The 14,413-nt window shown below is 71.1% G+C and carries 20 protein-coding genes and 1 riboswitch; of the genes, 7 read left to right on the top strand and 13 right to left on the bottom strand.

Going from position 1 to position 14,413, the window contains the following annotated elements:
- Positions 1–5: 5 nt before the first annotated feature.
- Complete coding sequence (locus tag BJK06_RS03615; RefSeq protein WP_070416740.1) at positions 6–764, bottom strand: GntR family transcriptional regulator; 759 nt, start codon at positions 762–764, stop codon at positions 6–8.
- Positions 765–846: 82 nt separating this feature from the next.
- Entirely contained in the window at positions 847–1,482 is a 636-nt protein-coding gene (locus tag BJK06_RS03610; RefSeq protein WP_083295392.1) for an exonuclease domain-containing protein, read from the bottom strand.
- Between the two features lie 200 nt (positions 1,483–1,682).
- Between BJK06_RS03610 and ychF the strand changes: the two genes are divergently transcribed.
- Complete coding sequence (gene ychF, locus BJK06_RS03605; protein ID WP_070416738.1) at positions 1,683–2,756, top strand: redox-regulated ATPase YchF; 1,074 nt, start codon at positions 1,683–1,685, stop codon at positions 2,754–2,756.
- A 33-nt stretch (positions 2,757–2,789) separates the two neighbouring features.
- On the opposite strand, the gene BJK06_RS03600 is transcribed toward ychF, so the two are convergent.
- A complete protein-coding gene (locus BJK06_RS03600) occupies positions 2,790–3,683 on the bottom strand; it encodes a GIY-YIG nuclease family protein (protein ID WP_156794746.1) in 894 nt (297 codons plus the stop codon).
- Positions 3,684–3,837: 154 nt separating this feature from the next.
- Here BJK06_RS03600 and BJK06_RS18100 point away from each other — a divergent pair, with 154 nt between their 5' ends.
- The 3 genes from BJK06_RS18100 (at position 3,838) to BJK06_RS03585 (ending at position 5,267) form a co-directional block, all read left to right on the top strand.
- Complete coding sequence (locus BJK06_RS18100) at positions 3,838–4,227, top strand: DUF2510 domain-containing protein (protein ID WP_083295027.1); 390 nt, start codon at positions 3,838–3,840, stop codon at positions 4,225–4,227.
- 95 nt (positions 4,228–4,322) lie between these two features.
- Positions 4,323–4,787 carry a phage tail protein gene (locus BJK06_RS03590; protein ID WP_070416736.1) on the top strand — a complete coding sequence of 155 codons (465 nt, stop codon included), beginning with the start codon at positions 4,323–4,325 and terminating at the stop codon, positions 4,785–4,787.
- Between the two features lie 108 nt (positions 4,788–4,895).
- Complete coding sequence (locus BJK06_RS03585; RefSeq protein ID WP_070416735.1) at positions 4,896–5,267, top strand: hypothetical protein; 372 nt, start codon at positions 4,896–4,898, stop codon at positions 5,265–5,267.
- Positions 5,268–5,329: 62 nt separating this feature from the next.
- Here the strand turns inward: BJK06_RS03585 and BJK06_RS03580 are convergent, their stop codons facing one another.
- The 3 genes from BJK06_RS03580 to BJK06_RS03570 form a co-directional block, all read right to left on the bottom strand.
- Positions 5,330–5,617: a hypothetical protein gene (locus tag BJK06_RS03580; protein WP_070416734.1), complete on the bottom strand. Its 288-nt coding sequence runs from the start codon at positions 5,615–5,617 to the stop codon at positions 5,330–5,332.
- A gap of 232 nt (positions 5,618–5,849) precedes the next feature.
- Positions 5,850–6,476 (bottom strand): HD domain-containing protein, encoded by a 627-nt coding sequence (locus BJK06_RS03575; protein WP_070416733.1) that lies wholly within the window; start codon positions 6,474–6,476, stop codon positions 5,850–5,852.
- An 83-nt stretch (positions 6,477–6,559) separates the two neighbouring features.
- Complete coding sequence (locus tag BJK06_RS03570) at positions 6,560–7,336, bottom strand: isocitrate lyase/phosphoenolpyruvate mutase family protein (protein WP_070416732.1); 777 nt, start codon at positions 7,334–7,336, stop codon at positions 6,560–6,562.
- A 97-nt stretch (positions 7,337–7,433) separates the two neighbouring features.
- Between BJK06_RS03570 and BJK06_RS03565 the strand changes: the two genes are divergently transcribed.
- Both BJK06_RS03565 and BJK06_RS03560 read left to right on the top strand, forming a co-directional pair.
- On the top strand, positions 7,434–8,324 hold the full coding sequence (locus tag BJK06_RS03565) for a helix-turn-helix domain-containing protein (protein ID WP_070416731.1): 891 nt from the start codon (positions 7,434–7,436) through the stop codon (positions 8,322–8,324).
- Positions 8,325–8,370: 46 nt separating this feature from the next.
- Complete coding sequence (locus BJK06_RS03560) at positions 8,371–9,558, top strand: MalY/PatB family protein (RefSeq protein WP_258027689.1); 1,188 nt, start codon at positions 8,371–8,373, stop codon at positions 9,556–9,558.
- Positions 9,559–9,657: 99 nt separating this feature from the next.
- On the opposite strand, the gene BJK06_RS03555 is transcribed toward BJK06_RS03560, so the two are convergent.
- From BJK06_RS03555 to BJK06_RS03545, 3 genes are read right to left on the bottom strand one after another with little or no spacing between them, the layout of a single operon-like run.
- A complete protein-coding gene (locus BJK06_RS03555) occupies positions 9,658–10,443 on the bottom strand; it encodes a class I SAM-dependent methyltransferase (protein WP_070416729.1) in 786 nt (261 codons plus the stop codon).
- A 58-nt stretch (positions 10,444–10,501) separates the two neighbouring features.
- Positions 10,502–10,702, bottom strand: a complete 201-nt coding sequence (locus tag BJK06_RS03550; RefSeq protein ID WP_070416728.1) for a hypothetical protein — start codon at positions 10,700–10,702, stop codon at positions 10,502–10,504.
- 43 nt (positions 10,703–10,745) lie between these two features.
- On the bottom strand, positions 10,746–11,243 hold the full coding sequence (locus tag BJK06_RS03545; RefSeq protein WP_070416727.1) for a GNAT family N-acetyltransferase: 498 nt from the start codon (positions 11,241–11,243) through the stop codon (positions 10,746–10,748).
- Positions 11,244–11,312: 69 nt separating this feature from the next.
- On the opposite strand from BJK06_RS03545, the gene BJK06_RS03540 reads away from it, so the two are divergent.
- Complete coding sequence (locus tag BJK06_RS03540; protein WP_070416726.1) at positions 11,313–12,200, top strand: LysR substrate-binding domain-containing protein; 888 nt, start codon at positions 11,313–11,315, stop codon at positions 12,198–12,200.
- 19 nt (positions 12,201–12,219) lie between these two features.
- On the opposite strand, the gene BJK06_RS03535 is transcribed toward BJK06_RS03540, so the two are convergent.
- Genes BJK06_RS03535 through BJK06_RS03520 form a run of 4 tightly spaced genes read right to left on the bottom strand, consistent with a single transcriptional unit; the run spans position 12,220 to position 14,114 of the window.
- A complete protein-coding gene (locus BJK06_RS03535; RefSeq protein ID WP_070416725.1) occupies positions 12,220–12,474 on the bottom strand; it encodes a hypothetical protein in 255 nt (84 codons plus the stop codon).
- Positions 12,471–12,953, bottom strand: a complete 483-nt coding sequence (locus tag BJK06_RS03530; protein WP_070416724.1) for an FBP domain-containing protein — start codon at positions 12,951–12,953, stop codon at positions 12,471–12,473. The genes BJK06_RS03535 and BJK06_RS03530 overlap by 4 nt, the downstream gene beginning before the upstream one ends.
- A gap of 35 nt (positions 12,954–12,988) precedes the next feature.
- Positions 12,989–13,729, bottom strand: a complete 741-nt coding sequence (locus BJK06_RS03525; RefSeq protein ID WP_070416723.1) for a M56 family metallopeptidase — start codon at positions 13,727–13,729, stop codon at positions 12,989–12,991.
- Positions 13,730–13,739: 10 nt separating this feature from the next.
- Positions 13,740–14,114 (bottom strand): BlaI/MecI/CopY family transcriptional regulator, encoded by a 375-nt coding sequence (locus tag BJK06_RS03520; RefSeq protein ID WP_070416722.1) that lies wholly within the window; start codon positions 14,112–14,114, stop codon positions 13,740–13,742.
- 93 nt (positions 14,115–14,207) lie between these two features.
- Positions 14,208–14,310: riboswitch (glycine riboswitch) on the top strand.
- The last annotated feature ends 103 nt before the right edge of the window (positions 14,311–14,413 follow it).

Below are 14,413 nucleotides of genomic sequence, written 5' to 3'. Positions count from 1 at the left end.
GCGGCCTACTTGTCGACGAGCGTGACCTCGAACGAGTAGCGGTCGGGGCGGTAGCAGTGCACGCCGTACTCGACCGCGCGGCCCGAGGCGTCGTATGCGGTGCGGCTCATCGTGAGCACCGGGTCGCCGTCCTCGATCTCGAGCAGGCCGGCCTCCTCGTCGGTGACCGCACGGGCGCCGATGCGCTGCTTCGCGACCCGCATGGTCACGCCGCGGCCGCGCAGGAGCTGGTACAGGCCGTGGGTCTGCAGGTCGTCGTCGGTGATCTCGAGGAACTCCGGCGGCAGGTAGTTCTCGAGGATCGCCATCGGGACGTCCTCGGCGAAGCGCACGCGACGGATGTGGGCGACCGTGGTGCCCGGTGCGATGCCGAGCGCCTCGGCGACGGCGTCCGGGGCGGGCACGTCGTTGCGTTCCAGGAGCTTCGTCGCCGGCGCCTGCGACCCCTGTGCGAGGTCGTCGTAGAGGCTGGTCAGCTCGACCTTGCGGGTCACCGGGCCGTGCACGACCTGGGTGCCGATCCCGCGCCGGCGCACGAGCAGGCCCTTGTCGACGAGGTCCTGGATCGCTCGGCGGATCGTCGGCCGGGACAGCCCGAGCCGCTCACCGAGGGCGATCTCGTTCTCGAGGCGGGCACCCGGGGGCATCGCGCCGGAGCGGATCGACTCCTCGATGCGCGAGGCGACCTGGAAGTACAGGGGCATCGGACCCGACCGGTCCAAGTCCATGAACAGGTCGGACGGCAGCTGGCCTTCGTTGGTCATCGCGGTCCTTCAGCAGTAGGGATTGTCGTGACAATACCACCGGGCCCGAGGCAGACTGGCCAGCGCGGCCGAGGGGCCGACGTCAGTCGGCGAAGATCATCGGGCGGTTCGACAGCCGGGGCTGCGCAGCCGTCCGCGGCTTCTCCGCTCGGGCCCGCACCGGAGCGATGGCGACCCGGACGGCCGCGCCGAGCGCCTCGACCGTGTCCGTCCCGTGGTGCCCGGCCGCGTGCACGACGATCGCCGCGCACGCCTCGGCATCGGCGGCCGCGTCGTGGTGCTGGAAGCCCTCGTACCCGGCGGCCCGCGCCGCCATCGGCAGGCGGTAGGAGTCGAGCGTGTAGGTCTTGCGGGCGACCTGCAGCGAACACAGCGAGTGGTGTTCCGCGAGGTCGATCCCCGTCGCCGAGCACCCGCCGGCGATCACGCCCATGTCGAAGCGGGCGTTGTGCGCCACGAGGACGTCCCCGTCGGCGAACGCCACGATGTCCGGGTACTGCTGCTCCCACGACTTCGCCCCGACGACGTCCGACGCGACGATGCCGTGGATGCGGGTGTTCCACTCGAGGAAGGCGTCGTGCCCGAGCGGCGGCCGGATGAACCACGACGCCCGCTCGACGACCCTGCCCGCGCGGACCTTGACGAGTCCGACCGAGCAGGCGCTGGCGGGCGAGCTGTTCGCGGTCTCGAAGTCGATCGCGGTGAAGTTCAACGGCACGGTCCCGATCGTCGCACGCGGCGCCGACATCGCCGCCGAGCCCCTCGGCGTTGCGGCCGGGCCGGCCGTCCCGGCCGTACGGTGGGCGGCAGCGGACGGTCGGCCGTCCGCGTCGGACTGTCGGACTGTCGGACTGTCGGACTGTCGGACTGGAGGCGCGGGTCGGCCCCGGCGGGCGGCCGCCGGTAGGCTGTCCTCCCGTGGCACTCACCATCGGAATCGTCGGTCTCCCGAACGTCGGCAAGTCGACCCTGTTCAACGCCCTGACCAAGAACCAGGTCCTCGCCGCGAACTACCCGTTCGCGACGATCGAGCCGAACGTCGGCGTGGTGAACCTCCCCGACCCGCGGCTGGACCAGCTCGCGACGCTCTTCAACTCCGAGAAGACCGTGCCGGCACCCGTGTCGTTCGTCGACATCGCTGGCATCGTCAAGGGCGCGAGCGAGGGCGAGGGGCTCGGCAACAAGTTCCTCGCCAACATCCGCGAGGCCGACGCCATCGCCCAGGTCGTCCGCGGCTTCACCGACGACGACGTCGTGCACGTCGCGAACAAGGTGTCGCCGAAGGACGACCTCGAGGTCATCAACACCGAGCTGATCCTCGCCGACCTCGAGACCATCGAGAAGGCGCTGCCGCGGTACGAGAAGACCGTGAAGCTGAAGCAGGCGGAGCCGATCGTGCTCGAGACCGCCCGTGAGGCCAAGGCGGCGCTCGAGCAGGGCACGCTCCTGTCCGCCACCTCGATCGACCTCGCACCGATCGCCGAGCTCGGGCTCCTGTCGGCCAAGCCGTTCATCTTCGTCTTCAACGTCGATGAGGCGATCCTCACCGACGAGTCCCGCAAGGCCGAACTGGCCGCGCTCGTCGCGCCCGCCCAGGCCGTGTTCCTCGACGCGCAGGTCGAGTCCGAGCTGATCGAGCTCGACCCGGCCGACGCCGCCGAGCTCCTCGAATCGACCGGGCAGACCGAGTCCGGCCTCGACCAGCTCGCCCGGATCGGCTTCGACACCCTCGGGCTGCAGACCTACCTGACGGCCGGTCCGAAGGAAGCCCGCGCGTGGACGATCGGCAAGGGGTGGAAGGCACCCCAAGCTGCCGGCGTGATCCACACGGACTTCGAGAAGGGCTTCATCAAGGCCGAGGTGATCTCGTTCGAGGACCTCATGGCCGCCGGCTCCATCGCCGAGGCCCGTGCGCACGGCAAGGCCCGGATCGAGGGCAAGGACTACGTCATGCAGGACGGCGACGTGGTGGAGTTCCGCTTCAACAACTGACCCGTCGTCCGGGTTGTGCGCCTCGGTCCGTCTTCAGCGGGCGTAGGGCCAGTAGCGGAACGTCGACTGCTCGCCACGCCTCTTCTCCGGCAGGCGGTGGCCGTACGCGCCGACCGTCTCCTCGAACAGTGCTCCGTCGCTCACGACCTCGAAGCGGAAGCCGCTCCGGCGATGAGTGCCCGACCCTCGGTGCTGCCACGAGCCCGGGACGATCCGGAGGAGTGCGCGAGTCACGCCGCGATTCGCTGCGACGGCGTACTCGATCCCGTGGCGCTCGACCGTGGCTTCGGAGAACTTGAACCACTTCGACGCCGATTGCCCGATCTCCTGGGAGTGCTTCTCGCGCTCCGCTCGCGGGAGCCAGTCCGCCTTGTACCCGTAGCCGTCCAGTTCGGAGCCGTCGAGCGCCTCCTCGCGACTGCTGGTCCACGCGCCGAGGGAAACGATGAGCAGGGGTTCGTCCGTCTCGAGCGGCGGCGCTGACATCTCGTCGAGAAGGTCCTGGAGTCGCATGATGCCGTGCCCCTTGGCCGACTCTCGTCGCGCGTTCGTGAGCTGGGCGGCTTGGCCTCCGGGAAGCCGCACGGTTCCTGTGGCCCGTGCGAGGACCGGCATCGAGCGGAGCAGGTCGATGCACGCAGCCTCGACAGACGTGTACTCGACCTCGGATCGCATGCCGTAGCGGACGATCCAGATCTCCGGTTCAGCGCCGAGTTCCCGGATCGCCTTGATCTTGGCGATCTTGTTGCTCGGGGTCTCGGCGCTGTCCGTGAGCAGCGCTTCCCTCCCGTGGGAGGCGAAACGTTCGCCCTTTCCCTTCCCGACGTAGAAGGGCACACCCGTCGCGGGATCGACGAGCATGTAGACGTAGAGTCCAAGCTCGTTCGCTACCTGCTGCTGCACGCTTGGGTCGATCGCGGTCTGCACTGCCATGGTTCTTCCCCCGAGTTGTTGATGTTTACTCAAAGAGGCTAGGGCACGATGTTGGTGAGCGTGACCAACGCGCGGCTTCGCCGGTGACGGTGCTGGGGGATTTGCAGTGCCGTCGCCGGAATCGATCGCACGCCGCCAGGATGGCTACATGACGAACGCGCAGGCGGGCTGGTACGACGACGGTTCCGGGACGATGCGGTGGTGGGACGGCTCCGCGTGGACGGAGCAGGTGCAGCCCGCGGCAGCGCCGTTACCGGGACTCGGCGGGGTGATCGACCGGATCCAGGCCGAGGCCTCCGCCGGTGGGCAGCCGCGCCCTGCTCCAGCCGGTATGAGCTACGTCGTCCTGCAGGTGGTGCTCAAGGAGAAGTTCTTCGGTACCGGGTCCGGCAACCTCACGGAGCTCGAGCGGGCGATCAACGCGCAGGCGGCGCTCGGGTACCGGCTGCACACGATCACCACGTCGTCCTCGGGCAGCACAGGCTTCGGCGGCGGCGACCGGATCCAGGCGACGATGGTCTTCGAGAAGCTCGTCTGACCGCAACCGCGGATGCGTGCGTCGGACCGGCCGGCTTGGCGTCTGTTCGCATCGCCGCGCTAGGTTGGCGCTGAGTCCATCGCCGAGGAGGCCCCATGTCGTACGTCGTCGACTTCGAGCACGTGTCCACCGTCGGGTTGGAGTCATCGCCGGTCGCCGACGCCCTCGCCGGGCTCCGGGCGAACGAGGCCCGCTACTTCAAGAACAAGTACGACCACGTCTTCACCACCCACCCCGCCGAGGACGTGCCCGACCTGGTCGACTACGTCACGAAAGTCCTCCAGGAGGAGCGGGGTCTGGTCATCGCCTCGAAGCCGCTCGAAGCCACCGAGGCCTTCGTCGACGGCATCCGCTGGACCCACGTCTTCTACGAGTCCGGACTCGCGGTCAACGTCCTCTACACGCTGGAGCCGGGCGGCAAGCGCGCGGTCGGGTTCAAGCTCTCGGACGGCATGGAGGTGCCGGAGGAGCTGGCGGACACGTTCAAGTTCGCGCGGCAGAAGTCGAAGCTGGCGGGGACGATTCGCGGTTCGTACTTCGTCGTCAAGGGCGAGTACTGACGTCGCGTCGTCCGCGCTGAGCCGATCGTCGACCGGTTTGGCCACAGAACGCGCTTGCTCGGCCCACGCGCATCACGCCCACCTACCGTCGAGAGGCTAGGAGGCAACGTGAAGTACATCCACTACGACGGCAGCCAGATCCTCACGGGGGACGCGATCGCCGATGCGGTCGCGGACTACGCGGCGATCCTCGGTGCCAACGGCAGGACCGACACCGTTGCGATCCCCGCGGTGGCCGACGACGGCTCGGTGACCCGGACGACGGTGCTGATCGGCCCCGCGAGCGAGTTGACCGTGAGCGCGGCGCCCGACGACGAACTCGAGCCCGAGGACCACGCGTTCATCCGGCGGCTGCGGGACGCTGCGGAGCGAGCGGGGACCGAACGGCCGGTGAACGTCGACGGCGGGCACCGCTTCGCCGACGCCGACGAAGCGAACACGGCGGACGCAGACACGGCGGCCGCGGACAAGACCGACTGACCCCACACACGACGAAGGCCGCCGAGCAGTGCTCGGCGGCCTTCGTGTGTGGCGTGCTGGGCTCAGGCTGCGAGTGCCAGCTCGCCCACGCGGACGGACTGCGCCTGCACGAGCGTGCGGCTCGACTCACCGCGCCACGAGCGACCGGGCACGGTCCAGCCGGCCTCGCCGTCGATGTCGACGCGGGCGCCACGGGTGATGAAGAGACCGAGGTCGTCGGCCGGGATGCGGACGAGGTACTCGCGCTGCGAGCGCTCGTCGCGCACACCGAACTCGGCGATGCGGTCGGGGGAGACGGTCGGCGCCGCGAGGGCGGTGCCGGTGATGGTGATTCGTTCGTTGCTGGTCATGGTGTTGCGGTACTTCCTGGTCGTTCGGCGCCCAGGGCGACTCGGTGTCGGCGGACGGCTGAGTCCGGCGCGACGCATCGAGTGCGGGGCGCGCACGTCGAGCTTCGACGTGCAGCTCGTCCGTTCGGATCGAGCGGTGGTCTCGTGGGAATGCGACTCGGGTGAGTCGGCTTCGAGACGGTTCGGTGTGCGCGAGTCAGATGGGTTCGCTGCAGTGCACCAAAAGAAGACTCTACTCGACGATGCCCGGATTGTCCAGGAACGATGTCCAGCGGATCCCACCGGCGGCGACGTTGCCCGAACCGTCGAGTCTGGCGGCGGAGGAGGACGGCTTGCGACCGGCCTGCTCGTGGATCAGCCCGTCGAACGCCTCGGAGAAGTCGAGGCGGGGGACTGCCGCGGTGACGGCGAGCAGGTCTGACGTCTTCCACAGGGCGAACCCGGCCCCGGAGACGTCGAGCGAGGTCGCGACCTCGAGCAGGTGGCCCTCGACGTCGAACGCGGGGTCGACCGACGTCCACATGTGGCGCTCGATCACCTCACCGACCCGACGGGCACGGGCGGCATCCCACCCGGCACCGATGGCGAACACGCTGCCGACCGCACCGCCGGCGTCCTCGAACGGCACGGCGTGGGCGTCGAAGGACGGCGTCACGCCGAGGTCGTGCAGCATCGTCGCGACGAACAGCAGCTCACGGTCTGGTTCGAGCTCGATGGTCGGTGCGAGGAGCGACGCCCACGCCCACGAGCGCAGGCAGTGGTGCACCAGCGCCGGCGAGGACCACGCACGCACGACATCGAGCGCCCGCGCGGCCACGGGGGAGGGCGGTGCGAGCAGCGCGTCGACGTCCAGGGTCATGGCAAGAAGGTATCGGAGGCGACCGACCGACGGACGGGAGGCGCGGTGCCAGCTGGCACCGCGCCTCCAGGCCGCCTGTTGGTTCAGTTGAGGGTCGGGGTGTCCTCCGGCACGACGCCACCGCCGTACAGGTCGGTCGCCAGGTCGCGCAGCGCGCGGAGCGCGACGCGCTGCGTCAGCGGGCCGTACGAGATGCGGGCGACCCCGAGGGCCTCGTACTCGGCGGCGGGCAGGGCGCCCGGCAGCCCGATCACGGACAGCTTGCCGCGACCGAGGCCCGCGACGAGCTGCTCCACGACGTCACGCTGGATGGCTCCCGGCACGAACACCAGCGCGGCGCCGTTGTCGAGGAACGCCTTGCCGCGGGCGATCGCGTCGGCGATGCTCTCCTCGATCGGGCGGTCCCCGCCGCGGGCGATGGCGTCGGTGCGGGCGTTGAGCTGGAAGTCGATGCCCTCGGCCTGGGCGGCGGCGGTGATGGCGGCGACCCGGGCGACGGCCTCGTCGAACGGGCGGAGGCGGTCCTCGACGTTCGCGCCCACGATCCCCGCAGCGATCGCGCGGCGGATCGTCTCGGCCGGGTCCTCGTAGCCGTCGTCGAGGTCCGCCGTGACGGGCAGGTCCGTGGCGGCGGCGACGATCGCGGCGCCCGACAGTGCCAGGTCGAGCGGCATCCCGCCGTCGTCGTACCCGTACGAGGCGGCGATGGAGTGCCCGGCGGTGGCGATCGCCTTCGTCTCCGGAAGGTCGCTGACGACCTTCGCGCTGATCGCGTCCCAGACGTTGACGACGCGGAGGATCTCCGATGCTTCGTGCAGCTGCTTGAGGGTGGTCGCCTTGTCGGCGGTGCTCGTGCTCATGACGCAGACAGTAGGCCGACCAGCTCGGGCAGGGATCATCGTGTCCGTCGCGCGACGTCACCGTAGCGTCGATGACACCACCAGGAAGGACACCGACATGGAGCGTTGGAACGAGGCGATCGCCGCGGTCGAGGAACACCTCGACGGCGGCCCGGACGACACCGTGCTCGACGTGGACGAGCTCGCGCGCATCACCGGGACGAGCGAGTACCACTTCCGGCGGGTGTTCTCCGCGCTCGCCGGGATGCCGCTCTCCGAGTACGTCCGACGTCGCCGGATGACGCTCGCCGCGGCCGTCATCGCCTCGGGGACGACGACCGTCTCGGACGTCGCCGCACGCTTCGGGTACGGCTCGGCCGATGCGTTCGGGCGGGCGTTCCGCGCCGTGCACGGCATCGGGCCGCAGGAGGCGCGCGAGCCCGGCGCCGTCCTCCGGTCGCAGGGTCGGCTGTCCTTCCGTCTCACCGTCGAAGGGAGCACTCCCGTGCAGTACCGCCTCGTCCAGAAACCCGCCTTCCGTCTCGTCGGACGCTCGACCCGTGTCCCGCTCGTGTACGAGGGGCCGAACGACGCGATCCAGGCGTTCGAACGCAGCATCACCCCCGAGGACCGGGAGCGCATCGCCGGACTGTCCGACCAGGAGCCCTCGGGCGTGCTGTCCGTCTCCGATGCGTTCGCCGAGGGCCGCGCGGACGGCAGTCTCCTCCGTTACTCGGTGGTCGCCGCCACCTCGGTCGAGAGCGCACCGGGCCTCGACGTCATCGAGGTGCCGGCTGCGACGTGGGTCGTGTTCTCCGGCTCGGGACCGGTGCCCGGAGCGATCCAGGCGCTGTGGCCGCAGGCGTTCGGGGAGTGGTTGCCCGCCAACCCGTACCGTCTGGTGGCGGCGCCGGAGATCGCTCGTGTCCGGCTCGCACCCGGCGGTCGTACCGCGGAGGCCGAGCTCTGGCTCGCGGTCGAGCCCGACCCCGCGGACGACGCAGGATGACGGCCGGACTCGCGCCGCGCCTCCAGTCCGATGCATGCTGGGACGCATGGCGCACGACGAGGAGGACCCGGTCGGCACCCTGCGAGGGGTCCGCACGAGCATCAAGTGGACGCGGTACGCGCCCGACGTGCTGCCCCTGTTCGTCGCCGAGATGGACCACGAGGTCGCGCCGGCGATCCGGCAGGCGCTCATCGAGCGGGTGCAGCAGTCCGACCTCGGGTACCTCGACGGGCCCGGGCCGCTCGCACCGGCGTTCGCCGCGTTCGCGAAGGACCGCTGGGACTGGGACGTCGACCCCGCCCGGGTGTCCCTCGCCACGGACGTCAGCGTCGGGATCGTCGAATCGCTCCGCCTCGCGCTGCCGGACGGCGGCCGGGTCGCCATCACGCCGCCGGTGTACCCGCCGTTCTTCGAGCTCGTCGAAGAAGCCCGATGTCAGGTGGAAGAGGTCCCGCTGCTCGAGCAGTGGGGCGTCTACCGGCTCGACCTCGAGGGCCTCGAGCGCGCCTTCGCCGACGGCGTCCGCGTCTTCCTGCTCTGCAACCCGCACAACCCCGTCGGCCTTGTGCACGACCACGACGACCTCGTGGCGCTCGCCGAACTGGCCGCACGGTACGACGTCCTCGTCATCAGCGACGAGATCCACGCACCGCTGACGCACCCCGGCGTCCGCTTCACCCCGTTCGCCGCGGTCGCCGAGCCCGCCGGGGCGCGGAGCATCTGCGTCACGAGCGCGAGCAAGGGCTGGAACCTCGCCGGCGTGAAGTGCTCGATCATCGTCGCCGGGGACACACGGACCGCAGCGCTCCTCGACACGCTCTGGGAGGAGGTCGCCTGCCGCACGAGCATCCTCGGGTTGCACGCGAACCTCGCGGCGTTCAGCCTGGCGACGGACTGGCTCGACGACGTGGTCGCCCGGATCGTCGCGAACGAACGGCTGCTCGGCTCCCTCCTCGCGGAGCACCTGCCCGGCGTCGTGTACACCCGGCCCCGCGCCGGCTACCTGGCGTGGCTCGACTTCCGCGGCATCGGGCTCGGGGACGACCCCGCCGTGCCGCTCCGGGAGCACGCCTACGTCGCGTTGAACTCCGGCCTCGGGTTCGGGTCGCAGGGCCGCGGGTTCGCGCGGCTCAACCTGGCGTGCTCGCCGGACACGCTGCGCGAGGCGGTGCTGCGGATCGCGGCGGCCTACCCGTCGAGTGCGCAAGAGGGGCTGGTCTGGCACGTCGCGTGAGCGGCGGGCTGGTGTGGGCCGTCAGCCGGTGGCTGTCGGCTGTCGGCTATCGGCTTGTCGGCTGTCGGCTGTTGCCGTCGGCCTGGAGGCACGGGTCGGCTACTCGGGTCGGCGTGCCTCGATGAGGTGCCGGGCTGAGGACGCCACGAACGGTCCGTCCCGCTGGATCAGCTCGTGCAGGTCGCGCAGACGGTCGCGGTATCGCTCGACGCTGAAGTCCGGCACCCACCAGATCACCTTCCGCAGCAGGTAGACCACCGCCGCGACGTCGTGGATCTCGATGCGGGTGCGAGCGGTCCGGAGGTCCACGACCTCGAGGCCGGCGGCTCGCGCGGCGTCGGCCTCGTCGTCGTGGTGTCGCCCCCGACGCTCGATCGGCTTCGGGCCGAGGAAGAACTCGATGAGCTCGAACACGCTCGCCGGGCCGACGTGCTGGGCGAAGTAGGTGCCTCCGGGGGCGAGTACTCGGGCGATCTCGTCCCAGTGGATCGCGGCGGGGTGCCGGCTCGTCACGAGGTCGAAGGCGCCGTCGGCGAAGGGCAGCGGTGGTTCGTCCGGGTCAGCGACGACGACCACTCCGCGCGGATGCAGGAGCCGAGTGGCGGCGGCGACGTTCGGCGCCCAGGACTCCGTGGCGACCGCCGTGGCCGGGAACGCCGTGGCCTCGGCGAGGACCTCACCACCGCCGGTCTGCACGTCGAGGCTGGCGGAACCGGGGACCTCGGCGAGGCGGCCGAGTCGCTCGCCGAGCAGGTTCGCGTAGCCCCACGGCGGGCGCTCCTCGGTGGCGCGGCCGTCGAGCCACGAGAAGTCCCAGCCGGTGACGTCGGCGGCTTCGCCGATCGCGATCAGGTCGTCGAAGGTCGTGGTGCTCACGCGGTCCATGGTGGCGTCTCCCCGGCGAGGGCGCCAGCTCGTCGCAGCTGCTCGCTGACGGGGACCGTCAGGCCACGTACTGGTTGCGTCCGACGACGCGGATCGTCAGGTCGACCTTGCGCGCGGGCACCTCTTCGGTGAGCCCGATCCACTCGCGGGCGACGAACCCGACGGAGGGCCACCGGGTGACCTCGGTCACCAGGAACCCGTCGATGAACACCTGCCACGCGCCGCGTTCGCGGACGGCCTGCACCTCGTGTGTCGCCATGCCGCGAGCGTACCGGGTCGGTACCGCTCCCTGGCGGCTCCGCTCAGAGGTCGAGTGTCATGTGGACGTCCGCGCGGGCGTAGGGGCTCGGCGCGACCTCGTCGTGGCCGAGGTGCCGGAACCCGAACGCCTCGTACAGGTGCACGGCGCTGGCCAGCTGCGCGTTGCTCTCCAGCACCACGCGGTGCGCACCGATCGCCCGGGCACGTTCGAGCGCCGCGGCGATGAGCTTCCGGCCGGTGCCGTGCCCCTGGTGCTCGGGCGAGACGGCCATCTTGACCAGCTCGAACACCCCGGGCCCGACGGGCGCGATGCCGACGCAGCCGATGACCGGCCCGTCCGATCCGAGCCGTGCGACGAAGGCGGCGCCGCCGGGCTCGACGATCTGGCCGAGTGGGTCGCCGAGGAGCTTCCGGTCCTCGTCCTCGACCGTGAAGAACCGGCTGATCCAGGCCTCGTTGAGGACGCGGAACGCCTCGGCGTCGGCAGCGGAGGCGATGTCGGTGATGAGGACGGCGTCGGTGGTGGTCGCATCGGGCATGCACCCATCCTCGGACTCCGTGCCGAGTCCCGTCCAATACTCGTTCGCGCGGATCGATACGCTGTGTGCATGGATCGCGAGCTCGATGTTGACCTCCGGCAGCTCCGGGCGTTCCTCGCCGTGGCCGACGAACTGCACTTCGGACGTGCTGCCGAGGCGCTCCGGATCGCGCAGCCGGCACTGTCGCAGCAGATCCGGCGGACGGAACGGGCGCTCGGCGTCGACCTCTTCGCGCGGACGAGTCGCAGCGTCGCGCTCACCCCGGCCGGACGGGTGTTGCAGGGACGGGCACGATCGCTCCTGCAGCAGGCTCGCCGGGACCTCGACGAGACCGTGCGGGTGGGCCGGGGCGAAGCGGGTCGGCTCGACGTCGGGTTCGTCGTCTCCGCGCTGCCGCTCGGTCCGATCGAACGCGTGCAGGTGTTCCGGGAGCATTACCCGCTCGTCCGCGTGGAACTCACCGAGGGCTACTCGTCGACCCTGCTGGCGCGGATCGTCCGCGGGGAGCTCGACCTGGCGATCGTACGAGATCCCGATCCCGACCCGGCCGTGCGCTTCCTGCCGTTCCGCAGCGAGCGGTTCGTGGCAGCGGTCCCGCGTGGGCACCGGCTCGCGGCGCGGGCATCGATCCGGGGACCGGAGCTGCTCGACGACCCGTTCGTGTTCTTCCCGGCGGAGGCCGGATCGGTCGCGACCGAACGCAACCTCGCCCCGGTGGTGTCCGGTCCCCGGCGACCCGTGGTCGTGCAGGAGGCCACCACCTGGGCCACGGTGCTGCACCTGGTCGGCGCGGGCCTCGGGGTGACGGTGGCGCCGGAGAGCGCCACGCTCGCCGCTCCGGACACCGTCGTGCTGCTGCCGCTCGAGGCGGACGACCACCGGAGCGAGCTGGTCTGGGCCGCCCGCGCCGACGACGACCGCGAGATCCTGCGGAACTTCATCGCCGCGACGGAGTGAGTCCGCAGCGCCGGGCCCCTCACGCCAGCGGCAGCACCGGTGCCCGCTGGTCCCCGAGCTCGTCCACCCGCCAGGGTCGGGTGCCGCGCAGCGTCAGGCCGAGCTGCGCGAGCACGAAGCCCACGTGCGGTTCGACGTCCGGGTCCCACGGCCCCTCGACGCCGAGCCCGAACGCGCCGAGCTCGTCGTCCGCCTCGTCGTGAAGGGTCAGGCGCCACCGGCCGTCCCCGAGTTCCTCGACGACGGCCCACCGGGCGGTGCTGAACCGGCTCACGCGGTCTTCGCCACGTCCTCGGTGAAGTTCCGCACCCGCTGCAGGAGTGCTTCGCCGCGCATCGCGATCGTCGCCGGCGGGTTGAGGTGCGGCGGCGCGGTGCGGATCAGCATCGGGCACCCGAGGTCCTCGCAGATGTAGGAGCCGATGGTGTTGCCGTTCCGCCCCGATTCTCCGGCACGCGCGGCCGAGAACAGGCGGACCTGCGTCGCCGGCTGCGGGGAGTGGCAGAACGAGCACATCGCCGCGATCCCGGGGCGGAGGGACCCACCGGCGGAGCGCACGACGATCCCGACCGGGCGGTCGTCGATCCACGACACGATGTAGCCGCGGCGGGCGGCCTGCGGGTCGCGCCACCCGAGGAACTCGCGCTCGTCCCACAGCGTCTCGTGCAGGCCGGGGATGGGCAGCTGGGCGAGTTCGTCCGGGGTGGCGTTGACGAACGACGAACGGATGTCTGCTTCGGTCAGTGGCTTCACGGTGCCATCACCATATGCCCCACCGCCGACACACGTCAGGACCCCAGACGGGAGGCGCGGATCGCCCCGAGCGCGCTCGTCCCGTCCGCCACCAGGACGGCTCGCCGCAGCGCGTCGCGTCCGACACGTCGGGCGGCCGCGTCGTCGGCGGCGAACTCCACGAGGACGCGCGTCGAGCGCGCCATGGCGCGCGCACCGGGGATCCACGGGACCGCACGCTCGATCGACTCGGCGATCCCGACCGCGACCGCGTGGCGCTGGGTCAGGTGCGCGCGTTCGTGGGCGACCACGGCCTCCAGTTCGTCGGTGCGCAGACGGTCCGCGAGCCCGGTGCTCACGAGCACGCCGCCGGACCTGCCGGGGACGGCGCAGGCGAGCGCGTGGTCCGCCTCGAGGACGGACACCGGCGTGCCGTCGATCTCGCGGTGCGGTGCCGCACCGGAGCGCATCGCCTCGCGCACGGCCTCGTGCTCGGGGCCGGGGCGGACCCGGACCGCGATCACGAACGCGAGCACGGCGAGCAGGGCGACGCCGACGTTGAGCCCGTGCGTGGGGGAGCCGCCGAAGCCCATCGGGTCGGTGATCGGGCGGTTGGCCACGACGAGCAACGTGATGCCCGCGACGAAGCCGACCACGCCGAGCAGCACCGCCACCGACCAGCACACCAGCGCGGTTCGCGGCCGGTCGATCGTCCACGCGGAGCGGGTCAGGACCCGGGGCGCGAGGACCACGACCGCCAGGGCGAGCGCGATGAGGACGACTCCGGTGACGACCACGGCGGATCCGTCAGGAACGGGCTCGGGCGTCGAGGGCGCGGCGGATGACGTCGAGGTCGTCGGAGGCGAGCGACCCGGTGAACTGCAGCAGGGCGGCTTCGCGGTCGGTCGCGGCGGCGAGCGCGTTCGACATGAGGGAGGCGGTCTGCTCTTCCCTGCTGTTCGTCGCACGGAAGGTGAGCGGAGCGTCGTCGTGCTGCTGCCGCTCTACCCGGCCCTTGCGACCGAGGCGGTCGAGCACGGTGAGCACGGTCGTCAGTGCGGGCCGGGGTTCCGGGAAGGCGTCGAGCACCTGGCGCGCGCTGAGCCCGCCGTCCGCCGACCAGAGCGCGTCGAGCACCGCCTGCTCGAGCTGCCCGCGGGGGCGTGATCGCTGACCTGCCATCCCCGCATTCTACGAGATGTCGAACCACCGGGTCCGTCACATGCCCGAAACGCGGGGTCGGTATGATCGGCCCGACAACTGAAGACCGGCCGTTCATCCGTCGCGGGAGACGTCGTGCGGTGCCCTGGGCACCCAGCACGGCACCGAAGGAGCAATCCCCCCGACAATCTCTCAGGTCCCACACCGCAGCGGACAGGCCACTCTGAAAAGCAGCCACGATGCCCCCACCGGGTCGGTCCGTGGCTCGCCCACGGTGAAAGCCGCCGGACCTCACGGGCCGCGGTGAAACTCTCAGGCCC

The organism is Curtobacterium sp. BH-2-1-1, assembly GCF_001806325.1.
Taxonomy (GTDB): Bacteria; Actinomycetota; Actinomycetes; order Actinomycetales; family Microbacteriaceae; genus Curtobacterium.
Note: the sequence above shows the minus strand (reverse complement) of the source record. Positions and strands in the feature narration are given on the sequence as shown.

Excerpts from the sequence above, each read along its gene's own strand:
- BJK06_RS03615 (WP_070416740.1), bottom strand. The coding sequence starts at position 764 with ATGACCAACGAAGGCCAGCTGCCGTCCGACCTGTTCATGGACTTGGAC.
- BJK06_RS18100 (WP_083295027.1), top strand. The coding sequence starts at position 3,838 with ATGACGAACGCGCAGGCGGGCTGGTACGACGACGGTTCCGGGACGATG.
- BJK06_RS03590 (WP_070416736.1), top strand. The coding sequence starts at position 4,323 with ATGTCGTACGTCGTCGACTTCGAGCACGTGTCCACCGTCGGGTTGGAG.
- BJK06_RS03580 (WP_070416734.1), bottom strand. The coding sequence starts at position 5,617 with ATGACCAGCAACGAACGAATCACCATCACCGGCACCGCCCTCGCGGCG.
- BJK06_RS03575 (WP_070416733.1), bottom strand. The coding sequence starts at position 6,476 with ATGACCCTGGACGTCGACGCGCTGCTCGCACCGCCCTCCCCCGTGGCC.
- BJK06_RS03570 (WP_070416732.1), bottom strand. The coding sequence starts at position 7,336 with ATGAGCACGAGCACCGCCGACAAGGCGACCACCCTCAAGCAGCTGCAC.
- BJK06_RS03565 (WP_070416731.1), top strand. The coding sequence starts at position 7,434 with ATGGAGCGTTGGAACGAGGCGATCGCCGCGGTCGAGGAACACCTCGAC.
- BJK06_RS03560 (WP_258027689.1), top strand. The coding sequence starts at position 8,371 with ATGGCGCACGACGAGGAGGACCCGGTCGGCACCCTGCGAGGGGTCCGC.
- BJK06_RS03555 (WP_070416729.1), bottom strand. The coding sequence starts at position 10,443 with ATGGACCGCGTGAGCACCACGACCTTCGACGACCTGATCGCGATCGGC.
- BJK06_RS03550 (WP_070416728.1), bottom strand. The coding sequence starts at position 10,702 with ATGGCGACACACGAGGTGCAGGCCGTCCGCGAACGCGGCGCGTGGCAG.
- BJK06_RS03545 (WP_070416727.1), bottom strand. The coding sequence starts at position 11,243 with ATGCCCGATGCGACCACCACCGACGCCGTCCTCATCACCGACATCGCC.
- BJK06_RS03540 (WP_070416726.1), top strand. The coding sequence starts at position 11,313 with ATGGATCGCGAGCTCGATGTTGACCTCCGGCAGCTCCGGGCGTTCCTC.
- BJK06_RS03520 (WP_070416722.1), bottom strand. The coding sequence starts at position 14,114 with ATGGCAGGTCAGCGATCACGCCCCCGCGGGCAGCTCGAGCAGGCGGTG.